Origin of the sequence: Sulfuricurvum sp. (assembly GCF_030691015.1) — a bacterium.
GTDB lineage: Bacteria > Campylobacterota > Campylobacteria > Campylobacterales > Sulfurimonadaceae > Sulfuricurvum.
Window position 1 is genome coordinate 547,744 of sequence record NZ_JAUYFF010000001.1, and the last position, 20,215, is coordinate 567,958.

The following is a 20,215-nucleotide window of genomic DNA, read 5'->3' on the forward strand; positions in this document are numbered from 1 at the left end:
TTCATGACAGTATAAAAGGCTCAAGAAGACTCCCTCTTGACCAAAATCAAGAATTATCTCTTTTTCGGTAGGTTATGCGGAAGAAAATCATGAAAATCTTTGATATAGACAGCATTGATCCCCTGCCCCAGTTCATGAATATCCGCATCCAAGCGAAGCCAACGGTTGAGAGAGTATTGGACGAGGACACTCGAGACGGTATCGTTTTTATACAAAATTCTCAAATCTTTGTTAAGGCGGGTTCCCACCTCAAACCCCATCCCCCCCTCAGCGGTAGTAAGAATATTCATCGTGTCTATCTGGAGCTTCGTCACACCGTTTATGAGCCCTTTTAGCCCGGCACCCAGCATAAAGTTAGTAGCATCCGCGCGGACGGTCGAGGTAGAGCTATCACCTCCTGAGGGTGTATTAGCCGGGCCTCCGAAGAGGATATAGCTCATAATATCGTTTTGACTCATCACCGGATCGGAGCTGAAGAGGAAAATCGGCGAATCGAGGGTGTGCGTCACATAAATAAGGATTTTTTTGTAATCGACCTCATGCCCTATCGTTAGATTGAGATAGGGGTTAAGGGGGACATCTCCGCCAAAATAGATTTCACTGGGTTTAATCGAAAATAGTTTTCCTGATGTGGTTGCACTTCCCGAGGGGATACTCACCATCCCTAAAATTTGCATCGCATCAGTCGGGTCTTTCCAGAGGGTTATGTCGGGATCGATCCCCAAATCAAGCTCTTTCGTTTTAAAGCGAATCGGCTGTGCGGCAGTAATATGGAGGTTCATAGAGAGTTTTGCACTGCTCGGAGGGCGTACGTCTTGGACAATGATAATGTCATCGTCCATTACTTTAAATTCCTGAAGCGGCAAGTAGGTGACAGTCGCATCAAGAATATTCAACACCCCTGAAAGGTTTTGGTTCGCATCACGATCTCGCTCGTAAACTATATCGGCAGAGGCATGTGCGCTCCCTTCCGGCCCTTGATAACTGAAGCGATTTGAACGCAACCGAAGCGTAGCACTAAGATCCGACTCGATGATTCCTGTGAGTAAAAGGGTATCAAATATCCACACCTCATCAATGACAACATCTCCCTTGGCATTGAGATGCAAATAGGATGTTTTATCTGTCGTTATAGCGTGGTTGGCAATTTCAAAACGGTAGTTATCCACCGTAATGTTCCCGTCACGGTACGCAATACTAACACTTCCATCCGTCCCCCCATACGCCCGTTTAGAGTCAAGGACGGCAGCATACCACGGTATCTTTATATCACTTTTAATAGTAAGGGTGTCGCTGAGTGTGATCCGACTTTTGGTACGAATTTCAGCATCGTAGTATTCCCCTTTGTGCAATTCTATAGGACGCAGTTTCGATAGCGTAGCGAATACCGAGGGGGTCAGGGTATCAATATCGATACGGCTTAAATTCGAGGTAAGCGATCCGCTCATTTCAAAAAAGGTACCCAGATAGTTGCCGCTACCTTGGAGTTTTTCACCCGACACGGCCGCCCAGAGTGCCAACGAATCGCCGGAAAGATTGAGCCGTGTCGCATTCATCTCATCACGTAACGAGAGAACAAGATGTTCCGGCGGTTTATGTTCCCAGCTTTTCCACATCGGGGCATCGCTCGGAAGGGTAAGATTCCCATCCAATGCGTGATGGCCGTTTTGGGTTGAAAAGGACCCCTTAAAAAGGGCATGGTCGTTCAAAGCATCGATGCTCCCTTTTAGCGAATCGGTACCAAGGGTGTACATTCCCTCACCCTCAACCCGAAGTGCTCCGCTTCGGATAGCCTCAGGTAGAGAGGGGATAAAGGAGAGATTTTTATGAGCGCTCAGGAGTTTCCAACCAAAACGATCGTAATCTTTACTGGCAAGATGTAGGATACTCCCATCGAGGGTGAGCTTTCCGATCAACCCCTCAGCATCATCACTAAACTCTCCGCGCAGCAGATTGGAAGGGAGGGGATGAATCGAGGAGATTTTCCCCTCAAACTCCGTAGTGGTTCGTCCCTCTAATGCGTAACGAAGATGGTGCTTGGTTTGCATCGTATCTGCGCGATGGATGAGAGTATAAAGGGCGTTGATATCAAAATAGCCGTTTTCATAGAGGTAATTAAAATCAAGGGTAATCGCTTTAGCCTGAATCTCAGAGTTTTGTTTGGAGTGCAACGCAGCAATATTCGTCCGTAAAATCGCTTTTTCATCGGAGAGCTCCGCAATGTTCACACGAAGGACTCTCGGAAGTGTCGTAAATCGTCCGCTATAAGGAGCCAGTTCAGCAACATTGGGATAAATGTCACTCACTCCCGTGAGGGCATTGTTACGGACAACACCGTGAATCGCTCCGCTCGCATAACGGGATTTCAAAGTTGCGTCCAACGAAGCGAAGCTCAGGTTGTCCCCGTCGTACGTCCCGTTTTTCCCATAGATGTCGAGTTCAATCGGGTACGAACTGATAAGCTGGAGATTCGTGATCGATACCTCACGGAGCTTAAAGGTCGGAAACGGCCAGAGGGATTCCTCATCGCTGATAAAGTCGTCCAAATGGAGGCGCAATCCGTCGATTTTCACCGAATCGATCGTGTGTTCCCCCTTCAGCATTTTGACGAGGTTGTATTTGAGAAGAAATGTTTTGGCTTCACTTTTATCGCTTCGGACGTTATGAAGAGTGAACCCCTCTAGCAACGACCCCTCCGCGTGGGAGTAGTGAATATCCAGCGGTTTGAGAAAATAGGTATTGACTATATCAAGACTGTCGGGACGAAAAGCGATATACAGCGCCCCCGAAAGAAGCAGGATAATAGTGTAGAGGAGAAAATGAAACGCTACAAAAAAGTGTTTAAACCATTTCCACCATGGAAGGGATCGTAAACGTTTCAAAACAATTCTCCGATTCGAAAATGGATTGCATATTGACCCATATCATCGGGATCAAATCCCACATCTATCGCAACCGGACCGACAGGGGTAACGTAACGCAGTCCTGTCCCGACTCCCAAATACCCCTCATTGGCGTAATCAGGGATAGTTTTTTCAGAGGCAAATGTGAGATCACTGAATATTACCCCTCGGAACTCTCCTACTATCGGAAAACGGTATTCTAGTGTCCCTTCGATGAGCGATGAAAATCCGATAGGATCGCCACTGCTGTTTTTAGGCCCCAAATCGCGATAGGTATAGGCACGGTTGGAGTTCATCCCCCCTGCGTAAAAACGGTACGAAGAGGGGAGCTCTCCGTCGTATAACCGCAGGGTTCCCCATTTGAGCTTCGCGCCGAAGACATGCTCGCCGATACTGGTGATATAAGCACTCGAGAGGAGACTTTTAAAATAGGTGGCATCTGAAACAACAACCGATTGGAGCGATCCGCTTAGGCGGGCATTGAGCCAATACCCTTTTGTCGGTTCCAGCGGTTTGTCGCGGGTATCGAGGTTGATCTCCCCTAAAGGTGAAGTGATAAAGAGTACAGAATCGGGAAATGTGTTCTGATCGTGTGAATCATACGTTTCAACCTCATCAAATAACACCCCAACCATGGCAGAAGCAGGGGAATCTTGGTATTTTGCCGTGAGCTTTTCATAGGTGCTTTTCGTTTTATAGCCGTCAAATAGTTCATTGGAATACCCGATTTCTCCCCCCAATAATCCTCGGTTACGGAGCGGATACGCAATACTCCCTGACGCCTCTTGTTTGATCTGCGAATAGCGGGCATCGAGAGAGAGCGTTTTGAGATCGCCGAAAAAGTTGCGGTGTTTAAGTCCTGTTTGTGCCGCAAGCCCCTGATCACTGCTGTATCCCACACCGGCGGTAAATCGGATTGGACGTTCCGCCTCTTCGATACTGAGATTGATCGGAACCACACTGCCGTTTCGCTCATTGTCGTTGATAACCACACGGGCAATCCCCTCTTGGCCATAAAGGGCTTCGTAACTGAGCCGAATCGCTTCGACACTGTAGGGATCTCCCTCCTCAAACCGAAGCATCGAAGCGGTGAGATTCCCGTCGATATTGGGGGTCGAGGCAACACTGATGGCTCCGAAAGTACACGGCTCTCCCGGTGTCGCCTCGAAGAGGAGATAGGCACGGTCGGTTTCGATATCGACCCATGCTTTGGTGTTGAACTGCGCATTACAATATCCCGATTCACCGTAGCGTTTTTTAATCGCCGATTTGGACTCGGAAAAAGCCTCCTGATCAAACAACCCCTCCGTGCGAAGCGAAATAGCCGATTTAATATCCAAAAGGCTGTTAATCTGAATATCTCCGATAAGGATGGGATCGTTCTCCTGAATCTTGAAAACAACCTCTTTTTCATTTGTCTCGGAGGTAATACGGGCGTGATAGTATCCTTTGGATTTATAGAAACTGGTGAGAGCCGAAACACTTTGTGTAATCGCGATAGAGTCAATAACAGGCTGATCTTCCCATACTTCGATTGCATAAGGTTTGCGAAGTCCCAAGGTCGCATACAGCTGATTGGAGGCTATTTTTTCATTCCCGACAAAAGTGATCGGAAGGGGAGCACTCATCAGTGCCGTACAAAGCAACACTATTATGAGAGTATATCGCATTGGCACCCCTTCAAATATTTGACTCTATTTTACCGTAACAATCGTATACTCTAGGTAACCGAGCCTTTTAGGTTCACTTTTTAAGAGGGAAAGAATTTCCCGAATTGTCCCCGCATGAGAACAGACTAAAATATTTTTATCGAGAGGAAGTTCTTCTAAAAATATTTCGATCCGTCGGCGAAAATGTTCAATACTCTCTTCGCAAATAAAGGTATGCCAGCACTCTTGGGATTCCAAAAAAGAGGGGTGATACTCTTCCATCTTCTCGATCTCCTCAAAGCTTTTACCCTCAAAGTGCTCTTTAAAACGGACTTCCCGCAAACGTTCGTCTGTTCTAAAATCAGAATACCCGAGGGCTTCGAGGCTCTGGGTGCATCGGCGCAAATCCGAAGAGTAGATAGCATCATAAGAACGAGAAAGCGCTGCAGAGCCAAACAGCCGAGGATCGATCGGGATATCGGTATGACCGATAGTGCGTCCGTGATACTCCGCAGAGGGAGCCGCATGGCGCAGGAGTGTCAGTACCATACTAACAGCACCGTTAGTATCAGTATCAGTTCAGAACCCTCCAGCGACATCCCCAGAACGTCACCGTTGATAAAGCCGAGTCCTTTTTTCGCGAGGGAGAAGAGGAGAAACGCGGTGAGAACCCCCACGACAAAGAGGAGAAAAACGTTCCACGAGAGGAGATAAAATCCTAACGCACCGAACAAACCGATCACTAACACGAGGGGAAATATACGGAGATTCGCATGAAGCTGTGAGACAAACGACGAGCGAAAATCGTAGGTACGGATCAAGATGAGAAGCCCCAGACGGCTGATAACGGCAATAACAACAAAAGGGAGAAACAGATGGTGCATCAGCAGTGTCGAGAGGGCGGCGATTTTGAGGAGGGTAAAACTCACTCCATACAGCACCCCCATCGCCCCGACGGTGGGATCTTTGATAATGACATAGGGATCTTTGCCGCTGTGGGCGGCGTATAGCGCATCGGCAACATCGATCACCGCTTCGGTGTGGATAAATCCATACAGCACCATATACGCCACGGCGGCGATCAATGCCCCCAACCACCCCAGCGACTCCAACCCCATAAACAGAGCAATAGAGAGCCCAGAGAGCAGTGCCCCGACAAACGGGAGGCTTAAGAGCATCGATTTGAGTACACGAGGATGGGAAAGATCATCCTCGGCGTCAAAGCGGATAGGGAGGATTGTAAAATAGCTCAGGGCAAATTTGATCCCCAAATAGATTTTATTCACAGGGTACCTCTTTCATGATGGTGAGCCAGTTTCGATCAAACACTTTGCGGATATAGCTCTCACGGTGGGGAACGATGCACCCTGCGCAGTTTTGGTGGATCGCCTTTTCACTCACATAGCGATCTCCGTCGGGACTTTCGATAGAGCAGGTACTAAAGAGGGTTCGTTCCCCCTCCTGCGCGAATCCCCCTTCGTTAAAACGAAAATTAGGGCAGGCGCAGAGGTAGCAGTTGAGCTCTTCGGTGTCGTGGCACTTTTTATTCTCTGCAAAAAGGGGGCAAAAATCGCTCTCGTGTTGAACCATGTTTTCAAACCGAAAATACGTAATCACCTCCTCATCGCTTAGGTGGGTGAGGCGGTTCATAATCGCTTTGTGTTTTTGGGCATGGGCGTCGAACCATTTTTTATACGACATGTTTCAAAATCCTCTCCATATCAATCTCGTCTCTCATCGTAGCGATAAAATCATCGATCGTTTTTTTCTTATAGGCTTCAAACGCCTCATCCTCAAAAATCCCGTGGACAAACGTCCCTTTGATATGAGCTTTTTCATAGGAGAGCGGATATTTACCACTCACCCCGTGATGGATTTCAAAACCGTTTATCGTTTTCCCGAAGATCGAATATTCACCTTTTGTAAGCACTTTCTCTTTTTGAAAGAGAATCACATCGTCGATAAATCCGAGCGCTTCTTCCCGACTCGGTTCTGAGGTTTCGACACACTCTTCATCTATGATCGATTCAAACATCATCTGATACCCGCCGCAAATCCCCAGTATCTCTTTGTGTCGCGCTTTGAGTGCGTCGAATAGCCCCGTTTTTTTGAGCCACCGCAAATCCTCGATCGAGCGTTTGCTCCCGGGGAGGATGATGAGATCATAGTTTTCCAACGAAACATTGGAAGTGATAAACTCGACAAAGATGGTCTCATCGGCGATGAGGGGTTCGAAATCGTTGTAGTTGCTCATCGTGGGGTAGTTGATAATCCCGATTTTTTTCGCGGGGTGAGGTTTGTTTTGGACGAAGTTTTTCAGGCTTTGAGAATCTTCGAATCCGAGGTTGAGGCTAAGATAGGGGAGAATACCGAGGACGGGGATACCAAAACGCTCTTCGATAATCTTCACCCCCTCATCAAAGAGACTCCGATCACCCCGAAATTTGTTGACGATCACCCCGATGACATTGGCGCGCAAGGCTTCGGGAAGGAGATTATAAATCCCCCAGATCGAGGCGAACACACCCCCTTTTTCGATATCGGCGACGAGGATGATCTTCGTGTTGTATTTTTCGGCGATATAGATATTGGAGAGGTCTTTGTCCATCAGGTTCAGCTCCACGGGACTCCCCGCCCCCTCACAAACGACACACTCGTACCGCTCACTCAGGTATTCAAAGCACTCGTCCACGGCGGGTTTTAGAGAATCGAGGTCGCGGTAGTAGTCGCGAACCTCTTTGTCTGTGACCACTTGCCCTTTAACGATCAGTGAGGCGCTGTTGCCGTGCCCCGATTTAAGGAGGATCGGATTGAGGTGATAGCTCGTCGGAAGTCCCAGCACCTCCGCCTGAAAATACTGGGCGATAGCGATTTCGGACCCGTCGTCGCAGACGCGGGAGTTGTTAGAGACGTTTTGGGCTTTGAACACCCCGACATTGATCCCTCTCTCTTGCAAAAGCCGTCCGATCACAAACGTGAGGGTCGATTTCCCCGCATCCGATGACGTGCCAAAAATTGAGATCGATCTCATACTATAACTCCCGCCGCTAATACGATAATCACAAGGGTATCGAGTTTCCACTGAAGAGCCAATGCGCGCTGAACATCCGCCGCCGTAATCTCCCGCTTCCCCTCCCCGAAATAGGGTTTCTCTTTCATCTTGCCGAAATACGACGTCGCCCCTCCGAGTGATACATCGAGTGAGAGAGCCATCGCCGCAATCGGGTATCCCGCGTTGGGACTCTCGTGCAATGCGCCGTAATGCCATGTTTGTCTGAGCTTTCCAAGTTTTCCGAAAAGGGTCACTATCAGCACCGCCGTGATACGGGAGGGGATGTAATTGGCGATATCGTCCAACCGTGCGGCTACTTTGCCGAACTTCTCGTATTTTTCACTCCGATACCCCACCATCGAATCGAGGGTGTTAACCGCTTTATAGAGAAACAGCCCTACTAAACCAAACACTAACAGATAAAACAGCGGGGCGATTACCCCATCACTCAGATTTTCGGCATAGGTCTCGATCGCGGCTTTGTTGATATCGCTCTCGCTGAGGTTTTCGGTGTCGCGGCTGACGAGGTAGCGGATCGATGAGGGGTCGCTTAGCACCCCTTGCACGCTCGTGTAGAGCATTTTACCCGCGATCCCCATCGAGGCGATGATTCCTAAAATCCATGGATTGTCGATCAAGGTGATCGGAGTGACGAGGGCTAACACGGTGGCTAACAACCAAAACACAAGCCAGAATCCGCGCACGATGCTGTCACGATAAAACCGCTTTTCAAAAGCGCTGATAAAATCGCCCATCAGCACTACGGGGTGACGAATGAATTTGAACTCGCCGAAGATGCGGTCGGTGATGTAGGCGATGAGGGCTATCTCAGCGAACACAACGCCTCCTCAAATCGCATTAATACTTTGATATCTTTCACCGCGATCCGCACAGTCCGCTCATTCAAAAAATCAAAGTTAGAACAATCTCTCACCATAATGCGGTACGGAATAAGCTTCTCCTGCAACTTCCGTGCGTTCATCGACGCGAGACGAACAAGGAAAAAGTTCGCATCGCTCTCAAATACTTTTTCAAAAAGGGGAGAATGATCAAGGAGAGTTTTCAGATAGGTTTTTGCCTCTGCGTTCAACAAATGCGATTGTGTACGAAACGGCTCATCTTTGAGTGCGGTGATGAGAAAATGGCAATCAAGTGCTGAGATTTTCCATAGCGGCTCTTTGGCTCTGAGAGCGCAGATATTCTCACCCGAAGAGAGAACGATCCCGACCCTCACCCCTGCACAGCCGTAAAATTTCGTTTGCGATTTTAAAACATAGAGTTTGTCATAGGTTAGGAGGTAGCGGGTTGCCGATTCACCCCCGCAAAACTCTAAAAATGACTCGTCGATAAGGATCGTGCAGTTTTTGCCTTTCCACATCTCCATCAGCGTCTCGATCTCGTAATAACGCCCATCAGGGGTGGAGGGGTTGACGAAGATGACGAGGGAGCTCTCCTCGACCTCCGTATCCATCGCCTCAAAGCGGTTGATGAGACACACTTTTTTACCGTGAAGGTGTGCGGCTTTTTTGTATTCTAAATAGGCTGGGGAGTAGATCGTACAAGTCGCGTTATCGAAAAATCGGAGCAATGCAAAAATCGCCGCCGAACCGCCGTTGAAAAGCTCTAACTCCTCCGACGTGACACCGTAGTGCTCAGCTAACGTCTCCGTTAGTCTCTCATAGCTCGGATAGGCGTTGAGGGTCACACTGCTAAAATCGACCGAGGGGGAAATGAAGTTGATGTTAGAGGAGAGATCAATCACCTCTTCATGTGCGCAGCCGCAGTGCGCGGCAAAGCTGTTCACATCTCCTCCATGGGCGTAGTCCGTCATTTGAGTCGCTTCTCCAAACCCAGTTTCACTTCGTAGACCTCATCACAGAGACGTGCCAATGTCTGACCGATGATACCGCTGAGATCGACGTAACGGCGGCTGATAGGATCATTTGGGATCACTCCACTGCCGACGTCGTTGAGAACAAACACGATGTTAGCGTCGATCTCTCCCAAAGCCTCTATTTCAGCAACCAGCGCCTCTTCGCTCTCATCGAGACGGTTAAGTATCCACATCGAGATGCAATCAACGAGGTAGGTTTGGTGTGGTTCGATCACACGTGAGAGATTTCGGGTCTCTTCGAGAGTGATAAACTCTTCTCCGCGAGAAGAGCGGTGTTTGCCGATCCGTTCCCCCATCTCGCTGTCGCCGAAAGAGTGGTCGTAGGTGGCGAGGTAGGTGGGTTTAGCGGTTGCTATGGCGAGTGCCTTTGCCTCCGCAAGAGAGCTTTTCCCCGATTTCTGTCCGCCGAAGTAAAGTATTTTCATCCTAAAAAACTCTCCACTTTGCGGGTGATCTGCTCTTTCGTGATGCCGTTTAAAAGGGCATAGACCAGTGCACCCCCCGCGCCGACTCCCTCTTTTGCTTCCCCCTCATCGTAGAGTTTGAGGGCGGTATGATCGGTGAGGGAGAAATCGAAATCGGCGTAATAGGCGTTGATACTGAAATCGTTCATCTCCAAGAGAGCTTTGATATCGCTCTGCGCATCTTCGGCAACCCATTTGGTCGTACAGAGGGCAATCTTGGAACTCTCCAGTTCCCCCTCCATCATCTGCAAAATACGATTAATCACGAGGAGAACACACGCCATCTGCGTCCCCCCTGCCAAAATAATCGGAATGTCGCGGTTTTGCAGACCCAACAGCAATCCGGCATTAAAAATCAGCATATTATCCCCCACGTTTGAGAGGATGTCGAAAAGATCATCGCTCTCATTCACATGGGAGAGGGCTTGATCGATAACACGCGCTCTGATCCCCTCAGGGGCATTTTTAAAACTGCTGCTGAACTTCTCTCGTGCATCGTACCCCAACGCCAACGCCGTGGCAAGTGCCGTTGTCGTCCCTGCGGGAACCGATTCGCCTAGGATGATGTAATCCCCTGCTATGGATAGCTCCTGCGCAAACTGTACCCCTTTTTCAAATATCTCTTCGGCGGGGATACAAGCCCCCTGCTCAATCGAGTTGCTAGGAGTAATCCCGAAATCGTGGAGGGTAAAATACTCCATCGACGGGGCAATCTCCAACCCGAGGTTCAGAAGCTCAATCTCTCGAAACGGGTGGAGCAGATGGACGGCACGGGTGAGGAGGGCGGGGGTGGGAACCCCTTTGGGTGTTTCGGCGATGGAACCCAGACTTCGCACCTCTCCGATGGTTATAAACTCCGCATCGAGCGTCGGGGTGAGATGGAGGAGCCCCGGAATCCCTGCTTGGGTAATCCCCTCGATATTTGCCGTTGCCGTGTTGCTCATACACAGGAGAAAGCTAGCCCGCTTCCCCCGTAGACTCTCGATAAAATCCCGCTTTCCCGTAATCGTTTTGATCATACTAACTTCTCCAATAGTTCTTGATAATTTCCGCCGTTAAGGTAGCGGTTGACGCTGTAAAAGAGGGTCGCATATTCACGGTAAGGGCGAAACGCCTCTAACGTGATCGTTGCACCGTAGCTCTCCAACAGAGCCTCTGTTTTTTCGTCGCTGTCGCACCACGAGAGACCCGCGACGGCAAGATCGAAGAGAAAATCGCCGTTACACGCCTGAGTGAAATCGATGACGCACGAGAGTCTTCCCCCCTCAAAAAGGGCGTTATCCAAAAAGAGATCGCCGTGAATGATCCCGTCGTTGCGCAATGTCAGATCGATTTTTTTGAATAGCGTATCGAAAATTTCAACGTTGCTCTCTTCGATCAACCGCTTCAGCCTCGATCTCTCAAATAACGGCTCGTTCGTGCTCTGCCGTGCCGCTGTTAGGGTATGAAAAGCCTGTAAAAATGTCCCGATTTGTCGTATCTGACCCACTTCGGCACTCTTCAGACTTTTCCCCTGACATCGATGATAGATAAGGGCGGGTTTGTTACGGATGTGCAACACTTTACCCAGAGGCTTGGCGATAGGGAGCATTCTGCAATAGGCGAGAAGATTTAACTCCTCGGTTACGGTATCCTCGTTTGCGTTTTCAAATAGTTTCAACACACGATCATCATCCAGAAAATAGACGCTGTCCATCACTCCGTCCATACTCGCTTCAAGGGAGGTGATTTCTAATGATTGCGGTAAATCTGCCAGCGTAATAACGGTTTTCACACCCATTCGACCACCTCATTCAGTGTCTTTTTCTCTTCCCATCCCAGTTTCAGCAGTTCGGGTTCATTGAGAAATTCGCTCACATACCCCATCGTCAAATAACCGATGAGTTTGTACTCACTGGAAATTCCCAAAATCTTTTTCACTTTTTTAGGACGTAAAATACTCACCCACCCTACCCCGATGTTATAAGCCCGTGCCATCAGCCAGAGGTTTTGGATCGCGCAGACGACACTGTACTCTCCCATCTTTTTCTGGGTCGTTTGACCGAGAACGGCTTTGGTCGGTTTTTGGTACAGCACGGCGATATTGAGGGGGGACTCTTTGATCCCTTCGAGTTTAAGGGTCGGATAAAGGGAGTTATCTCCGAACTTTTTGGACGCTTTGGCATTTTCAGACACAAACTCGTTATAAATTGCTTCCCGCTTTGCGTCGTTTTGGACGATGAGAAACTTCCACGGCTGCGAAAAACCGACCGAGGGGGCGGAGATCGCCGCTTCCAGAATCTTCCTCAACACCTCACCCTCAATCGGGGTATCAACAAAACGGTTCCCCCTCACGTCACGACGCGACGAGAAGATCGATTGCAACATCTCGGCATCGCGGAGGGTAAATTTCATCGTGAACCTTTATGGCGGTGGAGTATCAGATAGATAAAGAACGGCCCGCCTAAAAATGAGGTAACGACTCCGATGGGGATGTCCGAAGCGGCTCCCAGATTGCGGGCGACCAGATCACACGCCACCAAAAAAATTCCGCCGTAAAAAAAGGTCGGGAGGATCAGCATGTCGCTGCTGCGTCGATAGAGCAGTTTGATGATATGGGGGACGATCAGCCCCACAAACCCGATAGGCCCCACGACACTGACGCATAACGCCACCGCCAACGAGGTGAGGAGCAGCAGACTCATAACAAGCCGTGTGACATGAACCCCTTTGAGAAACGCGAAATCAAGCGACGTCAACAGAAGTCTCAGCGGTTTACGCAATAAATGGATCGAAGCCAAAAATAGAAGCGATACGATGATAATCGGATAGGCGGTATCGAACCCGACGATATTGAGACTCCCCATCGTAAAACGGACAATCGAATAACTCTGTTCAAAATCGCTCAAATAATAAAGAACCATAAGGGCAGCCGAATAGAAAAAAGACAATGCGATTCCCACAAGCAGAAGCGAACTGGTCTGCGCCGATTTGAGGGAACGCGAAAGCAAAAAGAGGACGGCAACCGTCAATAATGCTCCGAAAAAACTCAATGCGTACTGCCAAAAGAGAATACCGCCGAAAAAAACGATCGCCAATGCCGTCCCCAATGTCGCACCGCTGGCAACGCCGAGGGTAAAGGGGGTAGTGAGAGGATTGCGAAAGACACTCTGAAAGACAAGCCCCGCAAGAGCGAGAATCGCACCACTGCAAAATGCGACAATCACCCGGGGAAAGCGAATCTCCCAAAAAAGCATCGACGATGAGGATGCCGGGTTAAAAATCTGCTGGATATTTACTGCGATCTCCCCAAAAAATGGGGCAATGACAAGAACCGCTATGGATAAAAGCAGGCTAACGTATTTCATCGTAATTCACCACAAAGTTTCCGCCGATATTTTGAACCGCGTTGCCGAAACAGCCCTCAAGACGGGAGGGATCGAAAAAATCACCGCACGATCCGAAGAATCGGGCACTCCCCTCTTCCAGATAAAGAACATCATATCCGAGCTTGTAAGCCAAATTTAGATCATGGGTAATGATGATCGTGTTTTGAAAATAGGAGCCGCTTTTGAGAAGGCGGTAAATTTTGACTTTTTTAGCCTGATCGAGATTGGCGGTCGGCTCATCGAGAATCGTATATTGGGCACGGTGCAGCATTGCTCCGGCGATGAGGAGAAGTGAAGATTCGCCGCTGCTGAGGCTCTGGCAGGGGGAGTCTTTGAGATGCTCTATCTCCAACACTTCGAGAATCTCCTCCCTTTTTCGAGAATCGGCAGATTCGAATTGATTGAGCTCTAAATAATCACTCACGCTCAAATACTCATCGTAAATATCGAGGGTCGTGGGGATATAGTTGATCGCTTGCGAGCGCAAATGGGATGCGATTTCACCCATATTTTTCCCCTCCAAAAAAATGTTTTGGGAGGGGAGGAGATGGCAGAGTGCTCTCGCCAGCGTCGTTTTACCACTTCCGTTATTTCCTAGAATCGTCAAATTCTCCCCCTCTCTCAGGGTGAAGCTGACATTTTTCAAAATTTGGCAGGTGAGATCAGCGACGTGCAGCATCAAGCAAATACCCCCTCATATCGTCTAAAAAAAGGCCTAGACGCTGGCTCGGATTGCTCGAATAGGGCTGATCTTCGACATAAATTTTTCCCCGTTTGGCCGCATTGATCGGGAGGTGCCGCCACGGTGCAATCAACGCCTCTTTCGTTAACCCTCTCTCTTTGGTATTTGGGGCAAGGAGGATAATAATGTCGGGGTTGAGGGCAATAATGTTTTCGAGATTGAGAACCGGCTGCCCCTTTCGGCTGCTTTGGAGGGCATTGACGTTGCCGCTCTCTCGGATGAGATCGTCAAAATAGAGGTTCTGTCCCGAGACATAGATGCTTTTAGAGAGATCGGTATTGTGCCCGAACACCATCAAAATCTTTTGGTTGCGGACAATCCCCCGCAGGACGCGGAGTTTGTGATCGAGTTCGCTCACGATCGCTTCGGCTCTCTTTTCTTTACCGACGATCTGTCCCATCGTGAAGATCGATTCACGAATCGAGGGATAGGTATCGATTTTAATGATGCGTGTTTTGATCCCCATTTTTTCAATTTTTGCCGCCAGGGGAGCATTGTTCTCCTGCAGTATCACCATCGTAGGGCTGAGGGAGAGGATCTTTTCCAGAGAAGGGGAGAAATATCCCCCCACTTTGGGTTTGTTTTTGGCCTCGATAGGATAGTTGCAATACTCCGTATTGGCGATAATCTGATCTCCCGCACCCAGCGCATAGAGCGTTTCGTTGATAGCGGGACTCAGCGCAATGATCCTCTCGGCGGCACAAAGGTTCCCCCATACTAACACTGCGGCTAGAACTTTCAATAGCATGCTTCTACCTTGTACACCCATGTCATTGTTTTAGCATCGTTAAAAATGAAATTCTCCGCTGTTGTATTGACCGATTCTCCGTCAATGAGATAAAACCATCCGAATTTACCGATTTGCGATTGAACTCCGTCAATGGATCGGACAAAGCGGTAATTTCCCGTTTTGCTCGCCTCCACACGGCTAATCCGGTTGAGAACGTCCAATGCGCTCATTCCGGGCGAATAGGTCGTTTCGATAACTTTATCGGGCTTTGCATCGCCGTAATGGAGGAAAACCGTAAGATTCTCCCCCCAACATTGCAGTGCTAAAAAAACAAATAGAATAATGACTTTGATCAAAATACTACCTTCATCCCCGCATAATATCCTCGTGGTGAAGATGCATACCCATCTACACTTTGATAATATTTGTCGGTAAGATTATCAATTTTACCGTAGAGTTGTATAGAATCGCTCAGATTGTAGTTAAGGACGAAATTAAAAAGGGTATAACGTCCTGTTTGTTCCCCTTGCTGATTCGCCTCGTCATAGCGCGTCCCGACGTAGTGAGCGTTTACCCCCATATTCAGCTGCTCTGTTCCATAATAGTTGAGAGAAATTTTAGCTTCACGTTTGGGACGGCGTTTTAAATCTTTCCCGTCTTTATCAACAAAGCGTGAAAGATGGGTATAGTCGGCATTGAACACAAGCGAGTCCAAAAGATTGTGCCGAAAAGAGAGTTCGTACCCTTTAAAGGTGCTGATTCCGTTTAGATTTTTGTAATAGGGGTCACTATTAAACCAATTCAGAGGAGTCGGATCATACCACTCGATCAAATCTTTGACCCGATTTTCAAAATAGGTGAGCGTGATACTTTGATACCCGAGAGTAAGATCGTAGCTTTTCGTGTTTTCAGGGCTGAGCGTATCGTTGGACGAACCCCACGGATTAAACATTTGGATGAGATTAGGCGCCGTATAGGAAGTTCCGTAATTTCCGCCGACATACATATCCTCCGAAAAGGTATATTTCGCCCCTATTTTACCCGTTGTTTTAGCGTTAAAACTGCTATAGTTGTCACGTCGCAAACTCTCCGTTAGAATCAAATCGCCAAAGGTATTCAAATTGGTCACAAACACCGCTTCCGATGAAACCGACTTTTCCCCCGTGGTTGAATCAGCTTGAGTAAAATCGATATCATTCCACTCTTTGGAAAGCCCCGCCACGATAAAATCGCTCTCGCTGTAGCGAAAATGATCGCGCAGCTCAACCTCGCGGGTTTGGCCGTTAAATACCTTGACCCCGTAGGTGGTATCGAGCTCATCGCGTCTGAATTTTGAAAGATTCGCTTTGGTCGAAAGGGTATGATTCTGATAGGCTCTGTCATAGGTCGCCCCGTAAAGATGGGTTCGTATATCACTGCGTTCAAGACTGTCCGGCGATTGATAGCTATCATAATTGCCTAGCGCGTTAATATCGGTATAGCTTATCCCGAAGGTATCCTCGGACGTTGGACGGTAATGGGCATTAAGATTGAGAGTAGTATTAGAGTAGGGATCATTTTCGTACTGATTAATATCCTCCCATTTGGGTGCTTGAGCAGTAAAACTGTTGCTCATGAGACGATCAAGTGCTATTTTAAAATCATACTTGTCCGTTTTATGGGAGATAAAAGCCCCCCACTTTGTGGTGGCGAAACTTCCGTATTCGACATTTGCGCCGGTATGGGTCCCCGCTTCCGCGCTTTTGGTGATAATATTGATAACTCCGGCACTCGCATCCGCTCCCCATATTCCGCTTTGAGATCCTTTTATCAGTTCAATCTGTTCAATATCGCTAATAAGAAGGTGGGCAAAATTCGCTCCACTCGTATTAGAGGGATCTTGATAGCGAATACCGTTAATCAAGACCAATACTTTATTGGTATCCATACCGCGTACAAAAACTTCCTGCGTCGTTCCGACTCCGCCGTTGGATGTGATACTTATCCCCGAAAGTGAATTAAGGGCTTCGACAAGCGTGGTGTAATGTTGTTCTTCGAGCTCTTCAGAGGTTATAACTTCAACATTGGCAGTAATATTTTTTAAGGGCTGTTGGGTTTTGGATGCAGATACAATGATAGGTTCTAATGTGATCTCTCTGGCCTCTACTGAGGCGACAAGGCTTGCACAGACGACAAGCGATAGGGTTGGTTTAAACATAGATGTCCTTGAAATAGTGTTGTAATTATGGATGAGAGAAGGACACTCTTAGGGGGTGAAACTGTGGAGTAGGTGTGGATAGGGTGAGTCGGACAAATCCACGCAATACGGGTAACGTTTTGCATAAGACGGATTTCAGAGGCGTACGCTTGGATAGCGACAAGCGAAAAATACGTTTTACCGAAACCCTTTGGTGCACTCACCCGTTCGCCTCCATTTTATCTAGTAGGCGAATTATATCAAGATTTTAGTTAGGACTTAAATTGTCCCAACTGGGTGTTCAAGCTTGTAGCAGCATCGTAAAGTTGCCCTGTGATTTTAGAGATTTGTTTAATATCTTCCTGATTGCTTTGGGAGAGACTGGACATCTCTGAAACTTTATGAATAATTTCATGAATTTTATGTGCCATATTCTCAGCCTGTTGAACACTTTGGTGACTGGCATCGACATTGGAGCGGAGCGCACTCGATGCAGAATCTATTTTCAGATCAATCTCTTCACTTCTCTCCGCAAGGCGTCCGATATTTTCGCTGTTTGAATGCATCATATCCGAAGAATCGGAAATGGATTGAATAACGATAGAGATGGTTGAGTTAATTTCGGTCAAACTTTTTTGAGTGCGTTCAGCGAGTTTCCGAACCTCATCGGCAACGACGGCAAACCCGCGTCCGTGTTCACCGGCACGTGCCGCTTCGATAGCCGCATTAAGTGCAAGAAGATTGGTTTGATCGGCAATGTCGGAGATAATGCTCAAGACTCCGCTGACACTTGCCGCATCGCTGGAGAGTTGAGCAAAACGCTCACCAAGTTCATTGGACATCTGAGTTGTCTTATGCACTTCATTGGTGATTGCCGTAGCGATTTCACGGACATGGCTCAGTTCCGTTTCGGTTAAACGGCTGTTTTCAAGGGTAACTTTAGCAATATTGACACTCTCCTCCAGCGTCACTTCGATCTCAGCGGCAGTCGTATTGGTGTTTTGAGCAATCGTATTGGTTTTTTCCGATTGGGCAGAGAGATTGGCCGCCGCACTGTTCAACGTAGCGGTAGAATTGACAGCTGAAGAGGTAATTTGCTTCGTATCGTTGATCGTACTTTGGATTTTTTCAATAAATTGGTTGAGATAAAGACTCGCTATTCCGATCTCGTCGTTTTTATTGAGAATTGGAAGACGTTTTGTTAAATCGCCGTTGCCGTGAGCCAAATCGCTGGAGACTTTGTCAAGCTCTTCGATCGGATGGAGAATACTGGTTCCTGAAAAATAGTTAATTGCTATCAGCATCGCAGTGAGGATACTTCCCAACAGTAAGAACCATTTAAAAAAGCTTGATTGCAACTCATCAAAGTAATCGGCTTTATTGATCCCGGGAATAACCCACATGTCCCATGCCGGAATATAGCGGTACGCGGCAATTTTTTCCTGTCCCGTCGTAGCCGAAGTATACTCATAAACCCCACCCGCTTTATCGGATCGGATATGGTCGATATAGTCGTGTCCCGCCTTATTTTTCCCTTCATCTTTAGGGTGAATCGTCATCACTCCTTCGGAATCGATAAAATAGACATATCCGCTTTTACCGATTTTTATCTCTTTGATCTCATTTTTAAAACCCGCTTCTTCATATGCGTTAGGCTCTATCTTGGAAATATAGTTAATATTTTTTTCCAACGCATCCGCAACCGTATTAAGGTCGCTGATCATGATCGTCTTAATCGATCCTGTAGCAATGAAGTATGCTACAATGACACTTACAAGTATGGCACCTATTGCTGCCACAAGATTGACAATAAATTTAGATTTGATCGTGTTAAACATACTCATTTATAAAATCCTATTCTCCGGTGTTGTGTCATTGTAATTCTCTTTTTCTAAAGCGGAGGTAAAATTATGAGATTTTCTTATTTAAAACAGATCGTTGCGTATATGCAGCCATTATCCCATATCGTAGCTGCATACAGAGTTAACGACACGACCATTAAATTGGTTTTTAATCGTGAAAACAGCTGGAATTTCGAGATGGCACGGGGAAATTCGGCAATTACTATCGGAGAAATCCCAACCCGCGGTAAAATGTATCAAGCCCCGTTTGACATATTGCTTGCCAAGCGGCTCAATCGCTCCTCCATCCAATCGATTACTCTCCATAATAACGATAAAATCATCCGCATCACAACGACGACAAGCGGTTCGTACAAATCGGAGACAACCGTTTTACAGCTCGAATTTACCGGCAAACACACCAACCTCATCCTTTTGGATAAAGAGGGGATTGTTTTAGAAGCGTTGCGCCATATCGATGAGGATATCTCAACCCGAAGTGTTCGGGTAGGACAAAAACTGGGTGAAATTCCCAAACCGCCTTATGAGCCTCAAGAGTACCCATTAGCAGATGTGCGTGAGTATTTAGAGGGGGAGTTTGCTCGCCGCAGCAATGATAAGCTTGAACAACTCAAAAACGAGAAAAAAACTCTACTGCAAAAACGGCTGCTCCAGCTTCAAAAACATCTAGCAGGACTCGATGAAGAAGGGGCATTGATACAAGAATCTCAAGAGGCACAAAATGCGGGGCATTTGGTATTAGCCAATCTGGACACCATAAAACCCTATGACAAAATAGCGGAACTTCATAATTTTGACGGAACCCCGATTCAGTTGGAGCTTCCCGCAGGATGTACAACCGCTTCCGGATGTGCAAACAGTTTTTTCAAACGCTCTAAAAAAGCGAAACAAAAAGCACTCGGACTCCATCAAGAGCGGAGCAACCTTGAAGCCAAAATCCGACATCTTGAACTTTTTATCCAAACGGTAGCGGAAGCTTCCACTCCCGATGAGATAACCCTCCTCTTTCCCCCTAAATCAACCGCATCAAAACAAAAAAACGGCGATTCGATTGCCGAATTTTGGATTGAGGGGGTCAAAGTTTCGTTAGGGAAAAGCGAAAAAGGAAATATTGAACTCCTCCGCAATGCAAAAGCACGCGATATTTGGATGCACCTGAAAGACCGCCCTTCCGCCCATGTCATCATCTCGACCGACAAACAGCAGCTTCCCGAAAAACTCCTTGAAGCCTCAGCAAAACTGTGTGTCGATTTCTCCGTATTTGAGAAAGGGAACTATTTGGTCGATTATACCCCCCGAAGAGAAGTGAAAATACTCGAGGGCGCTAACGTCCTTTATACCAACTACAAGACTTTATCAATCCAAAAAGGGTAAA

20 protein-coding genes are annotated in these 20,215 nt (G+C 47.6%); 1 reads left to right on the forward strand and 19 read right to left on the reverse strand.

Annotated elements, in window-relative coordinates:
- Positions 1–53: 53 nt before the first annotated feature.
- Genes Q8O20_RS02980 through Q8O20_RS03070 form a run of 19 tightly spaced genes read right to left on the reverse strand, consistent with a single transcriptional unit; the run spans position 54 to position 18,822 of the window.
- Positions 54–2,882 carry a translocation/assembly module TamB domain-containing protein gene (locus Q8O20_RS02980; RefSeq protein ID WP_305529912.1) on the reverse strand — a complete coding sequence of 943 codons (2,829 nt, stop codon included), beginning with the start codon at positions 2,880–2,882 and terminating at the stop codon, positions 54–56.
- On the reverse strand, positions 2,879–4,573 hold the full coding sequence (locus Q8O20_RS02985) for an autotransporter assembly complex family protein (RefSeq protein ID WP_305529913.1): 1,695 nt from the start codon (positions 4,571–4,573) through the stop codon (positions 2,879–2,881). The genes Q8O20_RS02980 and Q8O20_RS02985 overlap by 4 nt, the downstream gene beginning before the upstream one ends.
- A gap of 24 nt (positions 4,574–4,597) precedes the next feature.
- Entirely contained in the window at positions 4,598–5,101 is a 504-nt protein-coding gene (locus Q8O20_RS02990) for a histidine phosphatase family protein (protein ID WP_305529914.1), read from the reverse strand.
- The gene (locus Q8O20_RS02995) at positions 5,092–5,838 is read right to left on the reverse strand and encodes an adenosylcobinamide-GDP ribazoletransferase (protein WP_305529915.1); all 747 of its coding nucleotides are present in this window, start codon (positions 5,836–5,838) and stop codon (positions 5,092–5,094) included. Before Q8O20_RS02995 ends, Q8O20_RS02990 begins: the two co-directional genes overlap by 10 nt.
- On the reverse strand, positions 5,831–6,253 hold the full coding sequence (locus tag Q8O20_RS03000; protein ID WP_305529916.1) for a hypothetical protein: 423 nt from the start codon (positions 6,251–6,253) through the stop codon (positions 5,831–5,833). Before Q8O20_RS03000 ends, Q8O20_RS02995 begins: the two co-directional genes overlap by 8 nt.
- On the reverse strand, positions 6,243–7,583 hold the full coding sequence (locus Q8O20_RS03005; protein WP_305529917.1) for a cobyric acid synthase: 1,341 nt from the start codon (positions 7,581–7,583) through the stop codon (positions 6,243–6,245). The genes Q8O20_RS03000 and Q8O20_RS03005 overlap by 11 nt, the downstream gene beginning before the upstream one ends.
- Positions 7,580–8,443: an adenosylcobinamide-phosphate synthase CbiB gene (gene cbiB / locus Q8O20_RS03010; RefSeq protein ID WP_305529918.1), complete on the reverse strand. Its 864-nt coding sequence runs from the start codon at positions 8,441–8,443 to the stop codon at positions 7,580–7,582. The genes Q8O20_RS03005 and cbiB overlap by 4 nt, the downstream gene beginning before the upstream one ends.
- Positions 8,428–9,435, reverse strand: a complete 1,008-nt coding sequence (locus Q8O20_RS03015) for an aminotransferase class I/II-fold pyridoxal phosphate-dependent enzyme (RefSeq protein ID WP_305529919.1) — start codon at positions 9,433–9,435, stop codon at positions 8,428–8,430. Before Q8O20_RS03015 ends, cbiB begins: the two co-directional genes overlap by 16 nt.
- On the reverse strand, positions 9,432–9,923 hold the full coding sequence (locus Q8O20_RS03020; RefSeq protein WP_305529920.1) for a bifunctional adenosylcobinamide kinase/adenosylcobinamide-phosphate guanylyltransferase: 492 nt from the start codon (positions 9,921–9,923) through the stop codon (positions 9,432–9,434). Before Q8O20_RS03020 ends, Q8O20_RS03015 begins: the two co-directional genes overlap by 4 nt.
- On the reverse strand, positions 9,920–10,981 hold the full coding sequence (gene cobT / locus Q8O20_RS03025; protein WP_305529921.1) for a nicotinate mononucleotide-dependent phosphoribosyltransferase CobT: 1,062 nt from the start codon (positions 10,979–10,981) through the stop codon (positions 9,920–9,922). Before cobT ends, Q8O20_RS03020 begins: the two co-directional genes overlap by 4 nt.
- Positions 10,978–11,742: a phosphotransferase gene (locus Q8O20_RS03030; RefSeq protein WP_305529922.1), complete on the reverse strand. Its 765-nt coding sequence runs from the start codon at positions 11,740–11,742 to the stop codon at positions 10,978–10,980. The genes cobT and Q8O20_RS03030 overlap by 4 nt, the downstream gene beginning before the upstream one ends.
- On the reverse strand, positions 11,733–12,356 hold the full coding sequence (bluB, locus tag Q8O20_RS03035) for a 5,6-dimethylbenzimidazole synthase (RefSeq protein ID WP_305529923.1): 624 nt from the start codon (positions 12,354–12,356) through the stop codon (positions 11,733–11,735). Before bluB ends, Q8O20_RS03030 begins: the two co-directional genes overlap by 10 nt.
- Positions 12,353–13,309, reverse strand: coding sequence for an iron ABC transporter permease (locus tag Q8O20_RS03040; protein WP_305529924.1), 957 nt, complete (start codon positions 13,307–13,309; stop codon positions 12,353–12,355). The genes bluB and Q8O20_RS03040 overlap by 4 nt, the downstream gene beginning before the upstream one ends.
- Positions 13,296–14,009 (reverse strand): ABC transporter ATP-binding protein, encoded by a 714-nt coding sequence (locus Q8O20_RS03045; protein ID WP_305529925.1) that lies wholly within the window; start codon positions 14,007–14,009, stop codon positions 13,296–13,298. The genes Q8O20_RS03040 and Q8O20_RS03045 overlap by 14 nt, the downstream gene beginning before the upstream one ends.
- The gene (locus Q8O20_RS03050) at positions 13,993–14,820 is read right to left on the reverse strand and encodes an ABC transporter substrate-binding protein (RefSeq protein ID WP_305529926.1); all 828 of its coding nucleotides are present in this window, start codon (positions 14,818–14,820) and stop codon (positions 13,993–13,995) included. Before Q8O20_RS03050 ends, Q8O20_RS03045 begins: the two co-directional genes overlap by 17 nt.
- Positions 14,811–15,158 (reverse strand): DUF4430 domain-containing protein, encoded by a 348-nt coding sequence (locus Q8O20_RS03055; protein ID WP_305529927.1) that lies wholly within the window; start codon positions 15,156–15,158, stop codon positions 14,811–14,813. Before Q8O20_RS03055 ends, Q8O20_RS03050 begins: the two co-directional genes overlap by 10 nt.
- The gene (locus Q8O20_RS03060; RefSeq protein WP_305529928.1) at positions 15,155–16,999 is read right to left on the reverse strand and encodes a TonB-dependent siderophore receptor; all 1,845 of its coding nucleotides are present in this window, start codon (positions 16,997–16,999) and stop codon (positions 15,155–15,157) included. The genes Q8O20_RS03055 and Q8O20_RS03060 overlap by 4 nt, the downstream gene beginning before the upstream one ends.
- Positions 16,945–17,202, reverse strand: coding sequence for a hypothetical protein (locus Q8O20_RS03065; RefSeq protein WP_305529929.1), 258 nt, complete (start codon positions 17,200–17,202; stop codon positions 16,945–16,947). The genes Q8O20_RS03060 and Q8O20_RS03065 overlap by 55 nt, the downstream gene beginning before the upstream one ends.
- Before the next feature lie 48 nt (positions 17,203–17,250).
- Complete coding sequence (locus Q8O20_RS03070) at positions 17,251–18,822, reverse strand: methyl-accepting chemotaxis protein (protein WP_305529930.1); 1,572 nt, start codon at positions 18,820–18,822, stop codon at positions 17,251–17,253.
- Between the two features lie 66 nt (positions 18,823–18,888).
- On the opposite strand from Q8O20_RS03070, the gene Q8O20_RS03075 reads away from it, so the two are divergent.
- Positions 18,889–20,214, forward strand: coding sequence for an NFACT family protein (locus Q8O20_RS03075; RefSeq protein ID WP_305529931.1), 1,326 nt, complete (start codon positions 18,889–18,891; stop codon positions 20,212–20,214).
- The last annotated feature ends 1 nt before the right edge of the window (position 20,215 follow it).